Below are 16,191 nucleotides of genomic sequence, written 5' to 3'. Positions count from 1 at the left end.
ATATGCACCTCTATATTAATCAATCTTAAACATTGGTTTCTTCATATTCTTTCAGATCCACACTGATCAGCTGGCTGACTCCGCGCTCCTGCATCGTCACGCCGAACAGTCTGTCCGCCTCTTCCATTGTACCTTTTCTATGCGTAATCACAATGAATTGTATATCCTCGGAAAGCTTTTTCAAATACTGTGCATAACGCACCACATTCGTCTCATCGAGCGCCGCTTCAACCTCATCCAAGATGATGAAAGGGCTGACTCTCACTTTCAACATGCTGAATAAAAGACTGATGGCCGTCAGAGCCCGCTCCCCGCCGGATAACAACGACAGGCTGGATAATTTCTTGCCCGGCGGCTGCGCATAGATTTCAATGCCGGAATTTAAATAGTCATCTTCTTCAGTCAGTCTCAGTTCAGCAAGACCGCCGCCGAACATTTCTTTGAATACTTCACCGAAGTGGCGGTTTACTTCATGATAGGCAGTCTCGAAGCGTTCTGCCACCGTATCATCCATCTCCGCAATGACATCAAGCAGCGTCTCTCTCGCTTCAAGCAGATCTTCTTCCTGAACTTTAAGGAACTGATACCGCTCATCCACCGTTTTGAACTCTTCAATCGCTCCGATATTCACAGGCCCCAGTTCTTCGATGCTCTTTTTATTCAAATTGATCTGAAGTCTTTTATTATCAATATCTGTGAACTCGGTATATTTACTGCTTTCATGTTCATAAGTCGTCTTATAATTATCCGATAAATACTCAAGTTTCTGTTCCAGCTGGGCATCCAATTTTTCTTTCTGGCCCGTCGCTTGACGGAGCGTATCCTGCAGTGTTTCGGACTGACGGTATATTTCTTCTCTTTCTGAACTCTTTTCCTGATAGCTCACTTTCAGGCCGTGCTGTTTCTCTGAAATATCATCGGCCTCTTCATAAAGTGCATCGAGTGCCGTCTCCAGTTCCTTCTGCTCGGTTTCAAGCGCCCGGACATCCAGAGTCGTCAGATCAAGTGATACGATTTCCTGCTCGTTTTCGATCTCTTCTATATCTTCGGTGACTTCCTGCAGCTGTTCGTTCAGCCTGGCATGCTCGCTCTTTTTGTAGTTGTGACGTTCAGTCGTTTTTGTCATCTCATTCTGGATTGCATTATATTCGTCGGATAACAATTTCAATTCTGTCTTCTTATCTTTATCTGATGTGCTGATCAGACGGATGCGTTCATCCAGATTTTTAAGTTCCTGATTTTTCTTTTCAATCTGTTCACTGTAATCTGCATCATCGGTCTGCTGCTGTCTTGAAGACAGTTCATCCGTAATCATCTGCAGTGTTTCCTGTCTTGACTCGAGCTGGTAGCTGATGGACGATACACGCCGTTTCAGCTCATCGAACCGGTCACCCTGTTCTCTGCCCTCATCTTCCAGTTTCCGAACGTTCATATCAATATCTGTAATGCTTTCGCTCAAATCTCCTACCTTTTTCTTCTGGGCTTCAATCAGACCGCCATATTCCGACAGTTTTTTACTGATTTCATCAATTTCATTTTTAGTTTCCAAAACGGACCCTTTTGACTGCTTTGAACCCCCGCTCATTGCGCCGCCCGGAAATACAGTTTCACCTTCAAGCGTCACAATCTTCACCCGGTGTCCCGCTTCTCCGGCAATTTTACTCGCGTCATCAATCGTATCGACGACAAGCGTCGTCCCGAGCAGATGCCATATGATGTTTTCATATGCCGGATCGGTATCGACTACATCAGCCAGCACTTCTGCTTTAATCCGTGAATTGTTCACCGTATTTTGAATCTGCTGATTCAGCTGACGCCTTTTAATGACGTCAAGCGGAAGAAATGTTGCAAAACCGCGTTTCAGATTCTTCAAGTACTGTATCGCCTTTTTAGCGTCATTTTCATTCTGCATGACAATGTTCTGACTCGCTGCGCCAAGTGCCGTATCGAGTGCTGTGACGTATTTGCTCTTTGCATCGATCAGTTCACCGACCGCACCGACTACACCATTCAATCGTCCGTCATTTTTCAAGACGGCTCTTACACCCGGAAAATAGCCCCTGTACTCATTTTGTACTGTTTTCAGCATATCGTGTTTTGATTTCTGCTGATTGTAATACTGGATGCTTTTTTCAAGCTTGGCATTTTCTTCAAGGTAGGATTGATTCAGGCTGTCCCTGTCAGCTGTCTTTCTTTTATAAGTTTCCCTCAATGTATTTAACTTTTCTTCGCTGCTCTTAAGCTCAGCCTGTCTGCCGGTCAACTCTCTTTCATATTCGGCAACTTCTTTTTGAAGCTCCTGAAGACGCAGTTTCTGCTGGCTGTAGTGCGAATTTTGATCGTTTAATATTTCTGCATTTCTTTTCTGTTCATTTTCAAGCGTGGTTTTTTCAACCATCAGTTCGTAATAGTCATCTTTCAGACTTTCTATCTCATCGCTGTTATCTTCGCTTAAATATATTCTTTTCTGCTCTGTTTCCTTCAGACTTTCTTTCAGTGATTTAATCATGCTGTCATATTCTGCCAGTTCTTCCCCTAATTCCTTGACAAGACCGTCCAGCTTTTCCCGCTCGGCATGCCTCGTTTCCAGACGTTCGGATAAATCTTCTTTCATCTGCCCTTTATTGGATTTCCGCTCTTCGAAAAGCGCGATTTTCCCGTTCAGCTGTTCAAGTTTCTTCGATGTTTCAATGATTTTTCTGTTGAGCGCTCTCGAGGTCGTATCTTCCGCGTCCCGGTTCGAACTGAGTTCAGATAGTTCCCGGTCGAGATCTGCAGTCTGCAGCTGGTATTTCTTCAATTGGTCTTCAGAATCAGAAACAGTTTTGTTTTCGGTTTCAAGACGCTGGAGAAGATGGTTGATATCGTAAATATTGACCTCGATATCCGCCTTTTTCATCTCTTCCTTCAATGCGAGATACTCTTGTGCATTGGCACTTTCAATTTCAAGCTTTTCTACTCTGGATGACAGTTCCTGGATGATATCGTTGATGCGGTTTAAGTTGTCTTTCGTCTCCTCAAGCCTTTTCACCGATTCTTTCTTGCGTTTTTTATATTTCATTACACCGGCAACTTCTTCGATAAGCGTTCTTCTCTCATCTGCCCGTGCTTTCAGCAGTGACTCCACTTCTCCCTGGGAAATGATATTGTAGGCATTTTTACCGAGCCCCGAATCAAGGAACAGCTCAGTAATCTCTTTTAAACGTGTACGTTCGTTATTGATGAAATACTCGCTGTCACCATTTCTGTACAGTTTGCGCATGATATTCACTTCATCCGAATCCACAGGCAGCGTACGGCTTTCATTTGCCAGCTGCAGCTTGACTTTGGCAGCGTTCATCGGTGTTCTTGAATCTGTGCCGTTGAAGATGACATCTTCCATTTTGACACCGCGTATCGATTTCGCAGACTGCTCACCGAGCACCCAGCGGATTGCATCAGTAATATTACTTTTACCGCTGCCGTTCGGACCGACGACCGCCGTCAGGCCGCTGTCAAACTTTATATCCACTTTATTGGCGAATGATTTGAAACCATCCGCTTCTATTGATTTTAAATAAACCATATTCCTGCTCCTAGTCGTGAATCGCGAACAATGCGTTTTCGGCAGCACGCTGCTCTGATTCCTTTTTTGAACGGCCGTGTCCGGTCCCCAGCTGCCTGCCGTCTATGAAGACGCCGCTTTCGAAACTCTTATTGTGGCTCGGCCCTGATTCTTTCAGCAATTTATACTGAAGTTCTTTATTATACTTTTTATGCGTCTCTTCCTGCAATAAAGTTTTATAATCCACGACTGCATTATAGTGGGCATCTTTGATGTCTACAAAGATGTACTCCTGTAGAAAGCGTTCTGCCGTCTCATGCCCTTCCTGAAGATAAAGCGCACCTAAAAATGCTTCAAATGTGTCAGAAATGATCGACGGCCGGCTGCGCCCTTCCGTCTTTTCCTCACCCTTGCCGAGGATGATGAGCTCCGGCATTTTCAATTTAACTGCGAATACTACAAGTGAAGGTTCACACACAATGTTTGCTCTGAGTTTCGTCAGGTCCCCTTCAGGTAATTCCGGGAACTTTTTGTAAATGAAGTCTGACACCATCAATTCTAGTACAGCATCGCCGAGAAATTCGAGGCGCTCATTATTATAAATTTTATTCAAGTTCAGATCATTTATGAAGGAACTGTGCATAAATGCCTGCTGGTATATCTGATGTTCACCAAGCTCAAGATTGATACGTTTTTGAAAATCTTTGAACAATTTATTGAAACTGTCAATCTTATCGAGGGCATATTTATCTTTATTCACCTTGTTCGAGATTGCCTTCATCTATCACTCACCCCTGTCTTTCCATTTTATCCAAAATATTTCATTTGGAAAAGAAATTCATAAATAAAATCCACTTGTTCAAGTGGATTTTATCTCTTTTAATTATTTTTCTAATTTGTCGATATAGTCAAGAGCATCGCCGACTGTAAGAATCTTTTCAGCTTCTTCATCAGGAATTTCCATTTCGAATTCATCTTCAAGTTCCATTACAAGTTCTGCAATGTCCAATGAATCTGCACCCAGATCATCTTTGAAAGATGCGTCTTTAGTGACTTTCTCTTCATCAATTCCAAGTTTGTCGACAATGATGTCTTTTACTTTGTCAAAGTTTGCCATATATCTCACCTCCCTTTAATAATATCACAGCGGTTATCCCATGTACATACCGCCGTTGACGTGAATTGTCTGGCCGGTAATATAGTCCGCCTTACCGCTCGCAAGGAAGTTCACAGTATCTGCAATATCCTGCACATTTCCGAAGTGTTGAAGCGGAATCTGGCTGAGCATGCCGTCTTTTATTTCATCAGACAGTACATCAGTCATCTCACTCTCTATAAAACCGGGAGCAATCGCGTTGACTGTAATCCCTTTTGGAGCCAGTTCACGGGCGACGGATCTCGTCAGCCCGTCCACCGCCGCCTTTGAAGCGACGTAGTTCGCCTGTCCCGCATTGCCGAGTGATGCAACGATGCTTGATATATTGATAATTTTGCCTGACTTCTGTTTCAGCATCGGGCGCGTGACGTTTTGAATGACATTGTAAGTCCCTTTCAAGTTTACATCGATCACACGGTCGAAGTCCGCTTCTTTCATTCTCATCAACAGACCGTCTTTTGTCACACCGGCGTTGTTGACGACTACATCGATCGACCCGTGTGCACTTGTAATATGTTTGATCATCGCTTTTACATCATCATAGATTTCCACGTGGCACTGATAGCTCTCTGCACTGCCGCCCGCTTCCTTTATCTCCTCGACAACTGAATTCGCTTTATCTTCGGACCCTGAGTAATTGACGAAGACATGATATCCTTCCCTGCCAAGTTCAAGAGCGATACCTCTGCCGATACCCCTTGACGATCCTGTTACTAATGCTGTTTTAGTCATCTGAATACTCCTTTACCTGATCTAATGTATCAATATTTTGTACTGATATTGATTTATCGATTTTACGCACCAGACCTTTCAACACTTTTTTAGGTCCGGCTTCGATTCCTGCTGTCACTCCGTGTTCAGCAGCTGTTTCAATGCATTCGACAAATCTTACAGGGCTTGTGATCTGTTCGACAAGCTGTCTTTTCACTGTCTCGCCGTCTGTTTCAGGCTGGGCGCTGACATTTTGGATGACAGGGATTTCTGCATTCTTGAATTCGATATTATCAATGAAAGTTCTGAATTCATCCTGTGCTTCTTTCATCAGATGTGAGTGGAATGCTCCGGAAACGTTCAATGGCATGACACGTCTCGCACCGTGTTCTTTCGCCTTCTCTGAAAAACTGTCGACCGCTTCTGCATCACCGGAAACGACCACCTGGTCAGGCGCATTGATATTTGCCGGTGAGACTTTGAGCGAATCATCTGATACGGATTCACACAGTTCAATCAGATCTTGATAGTCCATACCGATGACCGCCGCCATTTTACCGCCTTCCGACCGGCTCATCAGCTCCCCGCGTTTCTGCACGATTTTCACACCGTCGGACATAGACAGCACACCCGCGTGTACCAAAGCCGGAAGCTCTCCGAGACTGTGGCCGAGCACGAAGTCGCCTTTGATGTCCGCTGCGGCAATGACAGCGAGAGAATGTGCAAACAGGGCGGGCTGCGTGAACTCTGTCTGGTTCAGACGCTCATCTTCTTCAAACATGATCGATTTCAAATCGAAATCCAGTTCATTGAAAATTTCATCCAGAACTTCTTCTGCACCCGGGTTGTTCTCATACAGATCTTTTGCCATTCCGCTGTACTGGGCGCCCTGCCCAGGGAATAAAATGATTTCAGCCATTATTCCTCACCCGCCTTTTCCTTGATTTTTTCCAGTGCGCCGCTCTCTGCCATGCGTTTTGCCTGCTTGACAGCATTATGAAATGCGAACGCATCACTTGAGCCATGCGCTTTCAGAACGTAGCCGTCCAGGCCGAGCAGCGGTGCACCGCCGACCTTTCTGTAATCGAGCAGATCTTTTATACTGCCGAAATCTTTTTTCAGAACGCCTGCGGCCAGCTTGTTTTTCGTACTCTTTAAAAATATATCTTTCACTTCTGTCATCATTGATTTTGCAGTGCCTTCAATCGTCTTCAGTACGATATTTCCTGTAAAACCGTCTGTCACCGCAATATCGATCGTGCCGGAAATGATGTCCCGTGTTTCGAAGTTGCCCGCGAAATTCAGGTCGCTTTCTTTCAGCAGTTCAAAAGCGCCTCTCGTCACTTCATTTCCTTTATTTTCCTCACTGCCGATATTGATCAGACCGACTTCAGGATTATGTCTGTTTTCAATGCCTTCCATGTAGATGCTTGCCATTTCAGCAAACTGGTACAGATGTTTCGGCTTATTGTCGGAATTCGCGCCCATATCAAGGAGCATGATTCCTTTACCGGTAGTGTTCGGGATAATTGACGCGATTGCCGGGCGTTCGATGCCTTTTATTCTGCCGACAACGAATAATCCCGCACTCATTATTGCACCTGTGTTGCCTGCGGATACACAGGCATGTGCTTCACCGTCTTTGACCGCTTTTGCCGCGCGGACTAAAGAACTGTCCTTCTTTCTGCGGACAGCCTTCACCGGATCGTCTTCAGACTCCACTTTTTCAGTGACTTCGATGAATTGGACTCTCGGGTGCGAACCGGTGTAACTGCCTTTTAATCCGTAAGCCAGAACCTCAATGGAGCCGTCCTCTTCCACTGCCTTCATCACACCGTCGACGATCGCCTCCGGTGCATTATCGCCGCCCATAAGATCGACCGCAATTTTAACCAATATTATCACCCTCATTCGAATAGTACATTTCAAACTGTCCTTTAAATATCAATCTGCCGTCCACTTTGGATTCGACCGTAATGGATGCGTTGTTATTATCCATATCGTTTACAACCGCCTTCGATATGACTTTGTCATTTAATTTTGCCTGTCTTATGAATTCGATGTCGGCACTCCGGGTCAAAGCCAGCGGCTCATTGATTACAGCAACACATAATGAATTCGCCTGTGCGAATAAAAAGTGGCCTCTTGCAATTTGGTTTCTTTCAAATACATGTCCTTCTTCAATGATGAACAGACTCAATGCCTGTGAATTCAGTTCAATATCAATAATCTCACCGGTGACTTCCTGCAGCGACAGACTTTTGATCTTGTCCACTTCTTCTGTCGCAACATTCTTAATGCGCGCCCTGAGCTCGGGTATGGCGAGCTCCAGTCTGTCCAGACGGATGGTCTGAATGCTGACATTGAAGATTTCTGCAAGCTTCTCATCGGTAAGGAAGGGATCTTCGTTGATTCTCTCAACCAGTATTTCCTGCCGTTCACTTTTTTTATATTTTGACATACTGATACCTCATTTAGTAGTTGGTACTAAAATCAGTATATATAAGTGTATTTAGGATTTCAAATGATTTTATAAGTTTTTCAGAAAATAAAAAGAGCACTTTCATTTAGAAAGTACTCCAAGAGTATGTTTTTAACTTAATATGAGGTTTACAAGCTCTTCCGCTTCGATTTTGCCGAAGTAATGATTGAGGTCGAGCTTACCCAGCACCGACTGCAGTTCACTTCTTTCAACACGTGAACCGATCAGCGACTCTTCCACATCTTTGATGTCGCCCTGGCCGAAGAAATCTCCGAAGATTGAACAGCTGCGGATTTTACCGGATCTGATCTCGAGTGACACTTCCACTGTTCCCGGAGTGAGGCGTGCATCCCGGTTATATGAATACTGCGGGGATTTGCCGTAGTTCCAGTCCCAGTTTTTATATTTTTCTTCAACAAGTCTGTCAATCGACTGCCAGTCTTCACTGGTGAGCGCATAACGTTTTGCATCATCCATATCTTTCAGGCTGAGCAGTTCTTTGATCATGAGATCTTTGAACTCCGACGTCGTCACATCCTTATACTCCGGTGCCAGATGTTCACGAATGGTGGTTACACGAGAACGGATGGACTTTATTCCTTTGGATTCGATTTTTTTGCGGTTCGGATTGAGTGCCGCAACCATCGCCTCCGGGTTGATGTCGAGCAGCAGTGAGAAACCGCCGTATACACGGCCCTTGGTCAGTGTCATCGCCGCACCGGACACTTTCTTTCCGTCGATGACGAGATCGTTCCTGCCGCTTTGCTCCACGTTGCGGACGCCGAGATTTTTAAGCGCCTGTATGACCGGCTCGTACATTTTTTTATAGTCGCCGTACAGACCGCTGTCTTCAGAAACTAAAAAACAGATGTTCACTGCACCATCATCGACAAGAATTGCACCGCCGCCGGTTTCCCTTCTCATCAGCATGATGCCGTTCTCATCCAGATAGTCCTGGTTCACTTCAGCTGCTGCGTTCTGGAATCTGCCGATTTCAAGTTTTGGATCGCAGTAGTATGGAAAGATGATGCCATCATCCAGAAATATATTTTGCTGGACATGCACCTGCAGTGCAGTAGCATACGCACCATCTGTAATATATTCACCGTTTCTGTATGGTTCGATCAGATACATTGAAATCATCCTTCATATGTTAATTGTTTATGTGCATTTAAAATGTTCTTTTGAATATCGCCGGCGAGCGCCACGGTCTGTGGTCTGACAGTTTTCGGCGTCCTGTAGGATTTCTGGTTCATCGGCACGTACAGTGCATCTTCGTTGCTGCGGGTCATTCTCCAGAACGGATGCTTGATGAACTGGGGTGTCGTATAACCGACACCGATTTCAAGGTAGAGCACTTTGCCTGAACTGTTTTCTTCGAGAAATGCTTCGTACTTCGCGCGGTCCGCCTCGAAATCACCGTCTTCGACCATCCCTTTGTCCGCGGTGCGCTTATTGATTTCCATCGGCGCGTCACATTTTGGACAGTATGGAATGAGCTCATACGGGATTTCCATGTCTTTCTGCGCACGCACCATTTCACGGATTTTATCATCATGGCGGTAAGTCTGCTGATGACAGAAGTTGGAACACTGCCATAATATATATTCCCCCTGGTAATAAAATACTTTATCCATATCGTAGTCCGCTGCGTAAAAAGCATTGTCCGCATTTGTTGTAATGACGTGATAGTTCTTATCCTCGATCATCTTCCTGAGTGCGATGTATGCTTCCCCCGCCGGCTGATCAAGATAATTCAACTCGACAAAGCGGCTCTGGAACGCCCAGTATTCCTGCCTTGAAGGAAACTCGAAAAGGCTCGCCTGCAGCATATCGAACCAGTTATATTTTTCAATAAAGTCCGGAAAATTCTTTTTGAACCGGTCACCGATATATGTAAATCCGTCTGCTGCGGACATACCGGCCCCGATTCCGACCACGATTGCATCCGCCTCATCGATCAGCCCCTCAAGCAGTCTGCTTTCATCATTCTCTGTTTCTAACGTCTTCCAATTTTTCATAGAAATTCGACCTTCCTTATGTTAGATGTCTCCTGTAAATTTCCAGATCTTCATCATCATATACATTGAAGATGACTTCGAGTCCAGTTTTGGTATTCTGTAAATATTTTTTGACCGTATCAACAGCGATTTCCGCCGCCGCTTCTTTCGGAAAACCGAAAACACCCGTCGATATGCTGCAAAAAGCGATATTTGAAAGGCCCTTCTCATCGGCAAGTTTCAAACAGCTGGTGTAGCACTTTTTGAGAAGGTCTTTCTTCATGGGAGAGACTTTGCCGTCTCTGACATACGGGCCGACGGTGTGAATGACGTGATCCGCCGGCAGATTATGACCGGAAGTGATCTTCGCTCTGCCGACCGCTTCCTTTCTGCCCTGCGCTTCCATCATCTCTGCACATTCCAGACGAAGTTCCACGCCTGCTTTCGTATGGATGATATTATCGATGCAGTTATGGTTCGGTATAAGACAGCCCAGCATATCCGGGTTGGCGGCATTGACGATTGCATCCGCCTTGAGCTTCGTAATGTCTCCCTGCCATAAATACAGGCTGCCGGAAACCGGTGTCAGTGTCTTAAGATCTGTAACACCTTCACCATTATCCTCTTTTAAAAAAGCGTCCTGGATTTCAATGAATTCCTCCGTGACCGGTTCAGCCGGACGTGCGTTGGCAAGTCCGCGGAAAACTTCGAATCTTTCGTCAAAATCTTCCGGCATTGATTCTTCCTCATTCTTTTCACGTTTCATATATGAAATTAAATAATTCAGTCTTTCCTGTTGGGACATGACCATCACCTGATTTCTAAAAAATAAGCTTACATTCCATGTTGTGACACATGAATGCAAGCTAAAATTTAAATTTACTGACACTTATACATTTTCAAGTGCATTAAAATCAGCTTCATCAACAGCTGTCAACTTCACTACCCAGCTTTCTGAAGGGTCTGCAGAGTTCAACAGTTCGGGTGAATCTTCAGCTTTTTCATTGATTGCAACAATCTCACCAGAAAGCGGAGATGTTAGATCCAGCACAGTCTTTGAACCTTCAAGCTCAAGCAGTGAATCATCTTTTGCCACGGTTTTATTTTCCGTGAATTCGACAAATCCGACCGTTCCCACATCATCCTGCAGTTCCGGTGTCATAATCAGTGTGTATTCCTCACCGTTCTTTTCAACCCATAAATAATTCGCCAATTTTTTCATTCTGATCCCACTTTCTGCAATTTATATTATCAATTCTGTAGCGATTGTTTCCAGTGCACGCTGTCTGTTTTCTGCGCCCGGGATGAGCGGTATGAGCATCAGCTCATCTGCGCCGAATGTTTCTATGATTGATGATAGTTGTGATGCGACACTTTTTCTATCCCCGACGACCATGCGCGTGCGGTTGCTCTCTATATTTTTTCTGTCTGTTTCAGTATAAGGATAATTTTCAGCAGTTTCAACCGAAGGCATCCGGTCGAACTCACTGAAATTATCTTTGCCGAGCAGCCACAGATCCAGCGGCCGTGCAAGCTGATCGGCTTCTTCTTCAGTTTCTGCCGCGACAACAAAAGGGGCAACCATGACAGTCGGCTCTTTCATGACTGCAGACGGCTGGAAATTCTCCCTGTATATACGGACTGCTTCCCTGCCGACTTCTGTCTTATCTTCTGAAGCATAGGGGAACAGCCCGAATGTGTAGCCCGTGCCCTGCCGGGCAGCTGTCTCTGCGGAACGGACGCTTGTGCTCAGCATCCACATTTCCGGGTTGCCGGGGCTCACCGGATTCGCCTTGAGGCCGTTATACCGGTGTTCCGGATCATCCGTGTTGGTGACATACTTTATGATGTCACTGATATTATCTTCGTAGCGCTGTTTTCTGCGCCGTGTTTCATTCAACGCACGGTTGACGATTTTCGTACCGATCGTGTTGCCGACCCCGAGATCCACACGGCCGGGATATATCGTTTCCAGCATCCGGAAATTCTCAGCGGTTTTCAGCGGGCTGTAGTGTGGAATCATCACACCTCCTGAACCGAGTCTGATCGACTTTGTCTCTCCGAGCAGATGCATCATCAGCATTTCAGGGCTGCTGCTCGCAAAAGCACTGACATCGTGATGTTCCGCCATCCAGAACCTGTAGTAGCCCAGTTCCTCGGCTTTTTGACACAGTTCAACAGTTTCCGCGATTGCTTCTTTCGGTGTTCTGCCTTCATCCACTACTGCATAGTCAAGTACATTAAGTTTTACCATTCACACAAATCCTTTGGCATTCAATGCAAATATTTAACATACTTATTATAGCTTCCGTAAAATTCACCGTCAATGGTATGAACTTCCCATTCATTGACACAAAGCTGTTCTATTGCTAATTTTAATATAATGAATTTTGTCAGCAAGCTGATTAAGGAGCCAGGAAATGAACAGTAAATACGCACCATTATTCGAACCTTTAAAATTAAAGAACGGAATTGAACTTGCAAACCGCTTCGTCCTTTCCCCGATGATTACGAATTCGTCCACGGCGGACGGCCATGTGACAAAAGAAGATGAACTCTACCATGCACGCCGTGCAGATTCTGCACCGATCCAGGTGACGGGCGCAGCCTACATCGAACCTTACGGCCAGCTTTTCGAATACGGCTTCAGCGTGAGTGATGACCGGACGATACCCGGTCTTACAAAGCTTGCAGATGCCATGAAAAAGGACGGTTCCAAGGCAATACTGCAGCTGACGCATGCCGGACGGTTCTCCAACCAGGCAATACTGGACCTCGGCGTCGTCTACGGACCGAGCTTCATGGAACTGAACGTACCGGTCAGACACCAGGTGCTGCCGATGTCGAAACGTAAAATAGATGCAGTCGTCAGGCAGTATGCCGATGCAGCAAGACGCGCAATAAAAGCTGGATTCGACGGTGTCGAAGTCTCAGCAGCACAGCGTCTTCTGATTCAGACTTTCTTCTCCAAGTTTTCGAACCAGCGCGAGGACGAATACGGCCCGGACACGCTTGAAAACAGATCCCGCTTCGGTCTTGAAGTGATCAAGGCAGTGAGTGATGTCATAAAAGAAGAAGCACCGGAAGACTTCATCTTCGGCTTCAGAGGGACACCGGAAGAAACACGGGGCAGTGAAATCGGCTATACTGTCGATGAGTTTCTGGAGTTTGTGGACCGTGCAGAAGAGATTACAGATATCCACTATCTCGCAATCGCCAGCTGGGGCCGCAATATTTATCAAAACGAAGTGCGCGCAGAGGGCCCGAACAAAGGCAGGCTCGTCAACGAAGTCGTCTATGAACATGTCAGGGGCAGAATCCCGATGATGGCTACCGGCGGAGTCAACAGCCCGGAGAAAGCGCTTGAAGCGCTGGACCATGCAGATATGGTCGGTGCGTCCAGCCCGTTCATTACAGAACCCGATTTTGTGAACAAGCTTGAAGAAGGCCGGGAGGACGAAATCGACCTGCAGTTCACCATCGATGAGCTGGATGACTTGAAAATACCTCGGGCGGCATTTAAGGACATCGTACGCATGATGGATTACGGTGAGGGATTGCCGAAAGAGACGAGAGATGAGCTGAGAGAACTCGCAGAAGAAAAATAGCATAGATGGAAACAACCCCGATACCATCCTGGAATCGGGGTTGTTTCATATTTGTGGCTTACTCTATGATTTTTGCCTTGACAATCATCCTCTCTTCGAACAACAGAGTATCGGGATTATACGAATCACATGTGATCAGTGTCAGTTCCTGGGGGTTATCCCCGTTCTGATCCATCACTTCAACCTGTGAGGGATCCACATTGAAAATTTCAGTGATTTCATATTCCCTGACGTTGTTCCTTGTCACGAGTTCTATCGTGTCACCGATTTCCGCACGGTCCAAGTAATTGAATCGTATGCCGGCACCTTCCACACGGTGGCCTGCAATGGGCATGTTCTGCATATCCAGATGGTCATCTTCGTGTACAAATGAAATACCGTTGCGCATTTTGGCTTCTGTGACAGGTCCGTAGTACAGCGGTTCACTGATTTCTGCACTGTCGATATTCAATACACCAGCCATATCGTCACTGATGTTGATGCCTCTGTTATCCAGATTATCTGCTTCGTCTTCAGTGTTCGCTGAAGCATCCGGTTCGATTCCGGTGATGAAACTTTCAACGGAATTGACTTCAACATCCTCGTCGCCGTTTTGAAATGCCTCAATTACACGGTCGTTGACCCTGTCAGTAAAATGTTCACGTATATCCTGCCAGAAAAACAACACAACAGCTGCTGCTATGAGCAGCACGCCGGTGGTTCTCATGATCATTCTCATCTAGGCACCTCCCATATGTTCAAATACACTGACCGCTTCTTTTCTCGCATACTCCAACATGCGGTAATCCTCTGTCAGATCTGCCACTTTGAACTGCGGCAGACCGCTTTGACGGACACCGAAAAAATCACCCGGGCCGCGCATTTCCAAGTCTCTTTCACTCAGTTCGAAGCCGTCGGATGTCGAAGTCATGATCTCCATACGCAGCTTGGCATTATCCGTCTGCGGCTGACTGACAAGCAGACAGTAACTCTGTTTGTCACTGCGCCCCACACGGCCTCTCAGCTGATGCAGCGTCGACAGACCGAAACGTTCGGCGTTGAAGATGACCATCATCGTCGCGTTCGGCACATTGATGCCGACTTCGATGACCGTCGTCGATATCAACACTTTCTTCTGCAGTGTTTCAAAAAGCTGCATACCGCTGTTCTTCTCTTCCGGTTTCATCCTGCCATGGACAAGTTCCACTGTATCTTCACCGAAGGCAGTGACAAACGTCTGATAGATTTCACTGACATTTTTCAAGTCCAGCGTTTCTGATTCCTCAATCAGGGGGGCGACCACGTAAGTACTGTGGCCCTCATTGAGGGCAGCTCTCACTTCACTCATGACATAGTCGAGTTCATCAAATGTATGCCATGAAGTGATGACCGGTTTCCGGCCTTTCGGCATTTCACGGATGATGGATACATCCATATCACCGAATGTCGTAATTGACAATGTTCTCGGAATCGGCGTCGCAGTCATGTATAGTATGTTCTTACGGAAAGATTTCTTCTGGAGCTTCTGTCTCTGGTTTACACCGAAACGATGCTGTTCATCTATGATGATGAACGATAATCTGTTGAATATGACATCGTCTTCAATCAATGCATGCGTGCCGATCAATAAGTCGATATTGCCGAGAGCAAGCTCCTCTAAAATGCGGGCTTTCTCTTTTTTCGACGTCGTCCCCGTCAGCTTCTCTATCGTCAATTCGTCTTTGAAAGTATCCTTGAAAGAATCATAGTGCTGATTGGCGAGCACTTCAGTCGGCACCATGACCACACTTTGTTCAGCAATCGTTTTGACCGCATAGACACAAATCCCGGCAACGATGGTCTTGCCGCTCCCCACATCACCCTGCAGCAGTCTGTGCATCGATACGTTCTGCTTGAAATCTCTGCATATGTCATTGACGCTCGTCTTTTGATCTCCCGTCAATTCAAACGGCAGTGTGCGTATAAATCTTTTCAAAGCTTCGATATCATAGTCGATGATGTAATGTTCATTTCTCACGCGTTCCTTTTGCCTTTTATGCATGAGCTTCAACTGGAACTGATACAGCTCATAAAATTTAACGGTCCGTCTCGCCTGATGCAGACTGTCTGAATCCGATGGAAAATGCAGCCGGTACAACGCTTCCCTGAGCGGAATGAGCTGATACTTGCTTTTGAGCGTTTCCGGCAGATCATGGTTGAAGTCATAGTTTTCAAAGACTTCCTTCACAAATTTGCTGAACGTCCTGGCATGCATCATTTTGTTCAGGCTGTAGCGTACTGTATAACCTGGAGAGGTATCATAAATCAGCTTCTGGCCGTTTATTTCCAGTTTGTTCTTGTTGAACTTGCCGTAGAGCCGTGCAAATTCATTGATGACCAGCTTTTCCTTCAAGTAGGGCTGGTTAAAAAAGACGACTTTCGTATGGATGCCGTTAATATCCATGAAACATGTCAGCCGGCTCATGCCGCGTCTGAAGAAGGCAAGTTTCGGTTCGGTCACGACAGTGCCTTCCACTGTTATGGAAGACTCATGCGGCGCTTCCCTCAAATCCACCACCGACTGGTTTACGTAGCCGGTCGGCAGATGAAAGACGACATCGTTCACATCATGTATACCGAGCGCATGAAGTTTCTCTGCAGTTTTTTCACCCACTCCATTCAGTTGACTGACACTTGTTTTTGATGTGATGACTTCATACATCGCGCTCATT

Annotated in this window: 15 protein-coding genes; 1 reads left to right on the top strand and 14 read right to left on the bottom strand. The window is 45.9% G+C overall.

Going from position 1 to position 16,191, the window contains the following annotated elements; translation table 11 throughout:
- Positions 1 to 25: 25 nt before the first annotated feature.
- From smc to ACY8DT_RS11620, 12 genes are all read right to left on the bottom strand, one after another.
- Positions 26 to 3,565, bottom strand: a complete 3,540-nt coding sequence (smc, locus tag ACY8DT_RS11675) for a chromosome segregation protein SMC (RefSeq protein ID WP_462420484.1) — start codon at positions 3,563 to 3,565, stop codon at positions 26 to 28.
- A 10-nt stretch (positions 3,566 to 3,575) separates the two neighbouring features.
- Complete coding sequence (rnc, locus tag ACY8DT_RS11670) at positions 3,576 to 4,325, bottom strand: ribonuclease III (RefSeq protein WP_462420483.1); 750 nt, start codon at positions 4,323 to 4,325, stop codon at positions 3,576 to 3,578.
- Between the two features lie 102 nt (positions 4,326 to 4,427).
- Positions 4,428 to 4,661 (bottom strand): acyl carrier protein, encoded by a 234-nt coding sequence (locus tag ACY8DT_RS11665; RefSeq protein ID WP_462420482.1) that lies wholly within the window; start codon positions 4,659 to 4,661, stop codon positions 4,428 to 4,430.
- A 33-nt stretch (positions 4,662 to 4,694) separates the two neighbouring features.
- Complete coding sequence (gene fabG, locus ACY8DT_RS11660) at positions 4,695 to 5,438, bottom strand: 3-oxoacyl-[acyl-carrier-protein] reductase (RefSeq protein WP_462422266.1); 744 nt, start codon at positions 5,436 to 5,438, stop codon at positions 4,695 to 4,697.
- Positions 5,425 to 6,330 (bottom strand): ACP S-malonyltransferase, encoded by a 906-nt coding sequence (gene fabD / locus ACY8DT_RS11655; RefSeq protein ID WP_462420481.1) that lies wholly within the window; start codon positions 6,328 to 6,330, stop codon positions 5,425 to 5,427. Before fabD ends, fabG begins: the two co-directional genes overlap by 14 nt.
- Positions 6,330 to 7,307: a phosphate acyltransferase PlsX gene (gene plsX, locus ACY8DT_RS11650; RefSeq protein WP_462420480.1), complete on the bottom strand. Its 978-nt coding sequence runs from the start codon at positions 7,305 to 7,307 to the stop codon at positions 6,330 to 6,332. The genes fabD and plsX overlap by 1 nt, the downstream gene beginning before the upstream one ends.
- Positions 7,300 to 7,872: a transcription factor FapR gene (fapR, locus tag ACY8DT_RS11645; RefSeq protein ID WP_462420479.1), complete on the bottom strand. Its 573-nt coding sequence runs from the start codon at positions 7,870 to 7,872 to the stop codon at positions 7,300 to 7,302. The genes plsX and fapR overlap by 8 nt, the downstream gene beginning before the upstream one ends.
- 132 nt (positions 7,873 to 8,004) lie before the next feature.
- Complete coding sequence (gene lplA / locus ACY8DT_RS11640) at positions 8,005 to 9,027, bottom strand: lipoate--protein ligase (RefSeq protein WP_462420478.1); 1,023 nt, start codon at positions 9,025 to 9,027, stop codon at positions 8,005 to 8,007.
- A gap of 5 nt (positions 9,028 to 9,032) precedes the next feature.
- Positions 9,033 to 9,914 carry an SIR2 family NAD-dependent protein deacylase gene (locus ACY8DT_RS11635; protein WP_462420477.1) on the bottom strand — a complete coding sequence of 294 codons (882 nt, stop codon included), beginning with the start codon at positions 9,912 to 9,914 and terminating at the stop codon, positions 9,033 to 9,035.
- A 16-nt stretch (positions 9,915 to 9,930) separates the two neighbouring features.
- A complete protein-coding gene (locus ACY8DT_RS11630) occupies positions 9,931 to 10,704 on the bottom strand; it encodes a protein-ADP-ribose hydrolase (protein ID WP_462420476.1) in 774 nt (257 codons plus the stop codon).
- Positions 10,705 to 10,782: 78 nt separating this feature from the next.
- Positions 10,783 to 11,115 carry a glycine cleavage system H family protein gene (locus ACY8DT_RS11625; protein WP_462420475.1) on the bottom strand — a complete coding sequence of 111 codons (333 nt, stop codon included), beginning with the start codon at positions 11,113 to 11,115 and terminating at the stop codon, positions 10,783 to 10,785.
- A gap of 21 nt (positions 11,116 to 11,136) precedes the next feature.
- A complete protein-coding gene (locus ACY8DT_RS11620; protein WP_462420474.1) occupies positions 11,137 to 12,147 on the bottom strand; it encodes an LLM class flavin-dependent oxidoreductase in 1,011 nt (336 codons plus the stop codon).
- A 166-nt stretch (positions 12,148 to 12,313) separates the two neighbouring features.
- Here ACY8DT_RS11620 and ACY8DT_RS11615 point away from each other — a divergent pair, with 166 nt between their 5' ends.
- Positions 12,314 to 13,501, top strand: a complete 1,188-nt coding sequence (locus ACY8DT_RS11615; protein ID WP_462420473.1) for an NADH-dependent flavin oxidoreductase — start codon at positions 12,314 to 12,316, stop codon at positions 13,499 to 13,501.
- A 58-nt stretch (positions 13,502 to 13,559) separates the two neighbouring features.
- Here the strand turns inward: ACY8DT_RS11615 and ACY8DT_RS11610 are convergent, their stop codons facing one another.
- Together ACY8DT_RS11610 and recG are read right to left on the bottom strand one after the other, a co-directional pair.
- Positions 13,560 to 14,219 (bottom strand): class A sortase, encoded by a 660-nt coding sequence (locus ACY8DT_RS11610; RefSeq protein ID WP_462420472.1) that lies wholly within the window; start codon positions 14,217 to 14,219, stop codon positions 13,560 to 13,562.
- Complete coding sequence (recG, locus tag ACY8DT_RS11605) at positions 14,220 to 16,190, bottom strand: ATP-dependent DNA helicase RecG (protein ID WP_462420471.1); 1,971 nt, start codon at positions 16,188 to 16,190, stop codon at positions 14,220 to 14,222. It lies immediately after the preceding gene.
- Position 16,191: the final 1 nt, after the last annotated feature.

Source organism: Salinicoccus sp. Marseille-QA3875 (assembly GCF_054950095.1).
Note: the sequence above shows the minus strand (reverse complement) of the source record. Positions and strands in the feature narration are given on the sequence as shown.

What these genes read in the sequence shown, in the direction of transcription:
- smc (WP_462420484.1), bottom strand. Translation starts at nt 3,565, where the DNA reads ATGGTTTATTTAAAATCAATAGAAGCGGATGGTTTCAAATCATTCGCC.
- rnc (WP_462420483.1), bottom strand. Translation starts at nt 4,325, where the DNA reads ATGAAGGCAATCTCGAACAAGGTGAATAAAGATAAATATGCCCTCGAT.
- ACY8DT_RS11665 (WP_462420482.1), bottom strand. Translation starts at nt 4,661, where the DNA reads ATGGCAAACTTTGACAAAGTAAAAGACATCATTGTCGACAAACTTGGA.
- fabD (WP_462420481.1), bottom strand. Translation starts at nt 6,330, where the DNA reads ATGGCTGAAATCATTTTATTCCCTGGGCAGGGCGCCCAGTACAGCGGA.
- fapR (WP_462420479.1), bottom strand. Translation starts at nt 7,872, where the DNA reads ATGTCAAAATATAAAAAAAGTGAACGGCAGGAAATACTGGTTGAGAGA.
- lplA (WP_462420478.1), bottom strand. Translation starts at nt 9,027, where the DNA reads ATGTATCTGATCGAACCATACAGAAACGGTGAATATATTACAGATGGT.
- ACY8DT_RS11635 (WP_462420477.1), bottom strand. Translation starts at nt 9,914, where the DNA reads ATGAAAAATTGGAAGACGTTAGAAACAGAGAATGATGAAAGCAGACTG.
- ACY8DT_RS11630 (WP_462420476.1), bottom strand. Translation starts at nt 10,704, where the DNA reads ATGGTCATGTCCCAACAGGAAAGACTGAATTATTTAATTTCATATATG.
- ACY8DT_RS11625 (WP_462420475.1), bottom strand. Translation starts at nt 11,115, where the DNA reads ATGAAAAAATTGGCGAATTATTTATGGGTTGAAAAGAACGGTGAGGAA.
- ACY8DT_RS11620 (WP_462420474.1), bottom strand. Translation starts at nt 12,147, where the DNA reads ATGGTAAAACTTAATGTACTTGACTATGCAGTAGTGGATGAAGGCAGA.
- ACY8DT_RS11615 (WP_462420473.1), top strand. Translation starts at nt 12,314, where the DNA reads ATGAACAGTAAATACGCACCATTATTCGAACCTTTAAAATTAAAGAAC.
- ACY8DT_RS11610 (WP_462420472.1), bottom strand. Translation starts at nt 14,219, where the DNA reads ATGAGAATGATCATGAGAACCACCGGCGTGCTGCTCATAGCAGCAGCT.
- recG (WP_462420471.1), bottom strand. Translation starts at nt 16,190, where the DNA reads ATGAGCGCGATGTATGAAGTCATCACATCAAAAACAAGTGTCAGTCAA.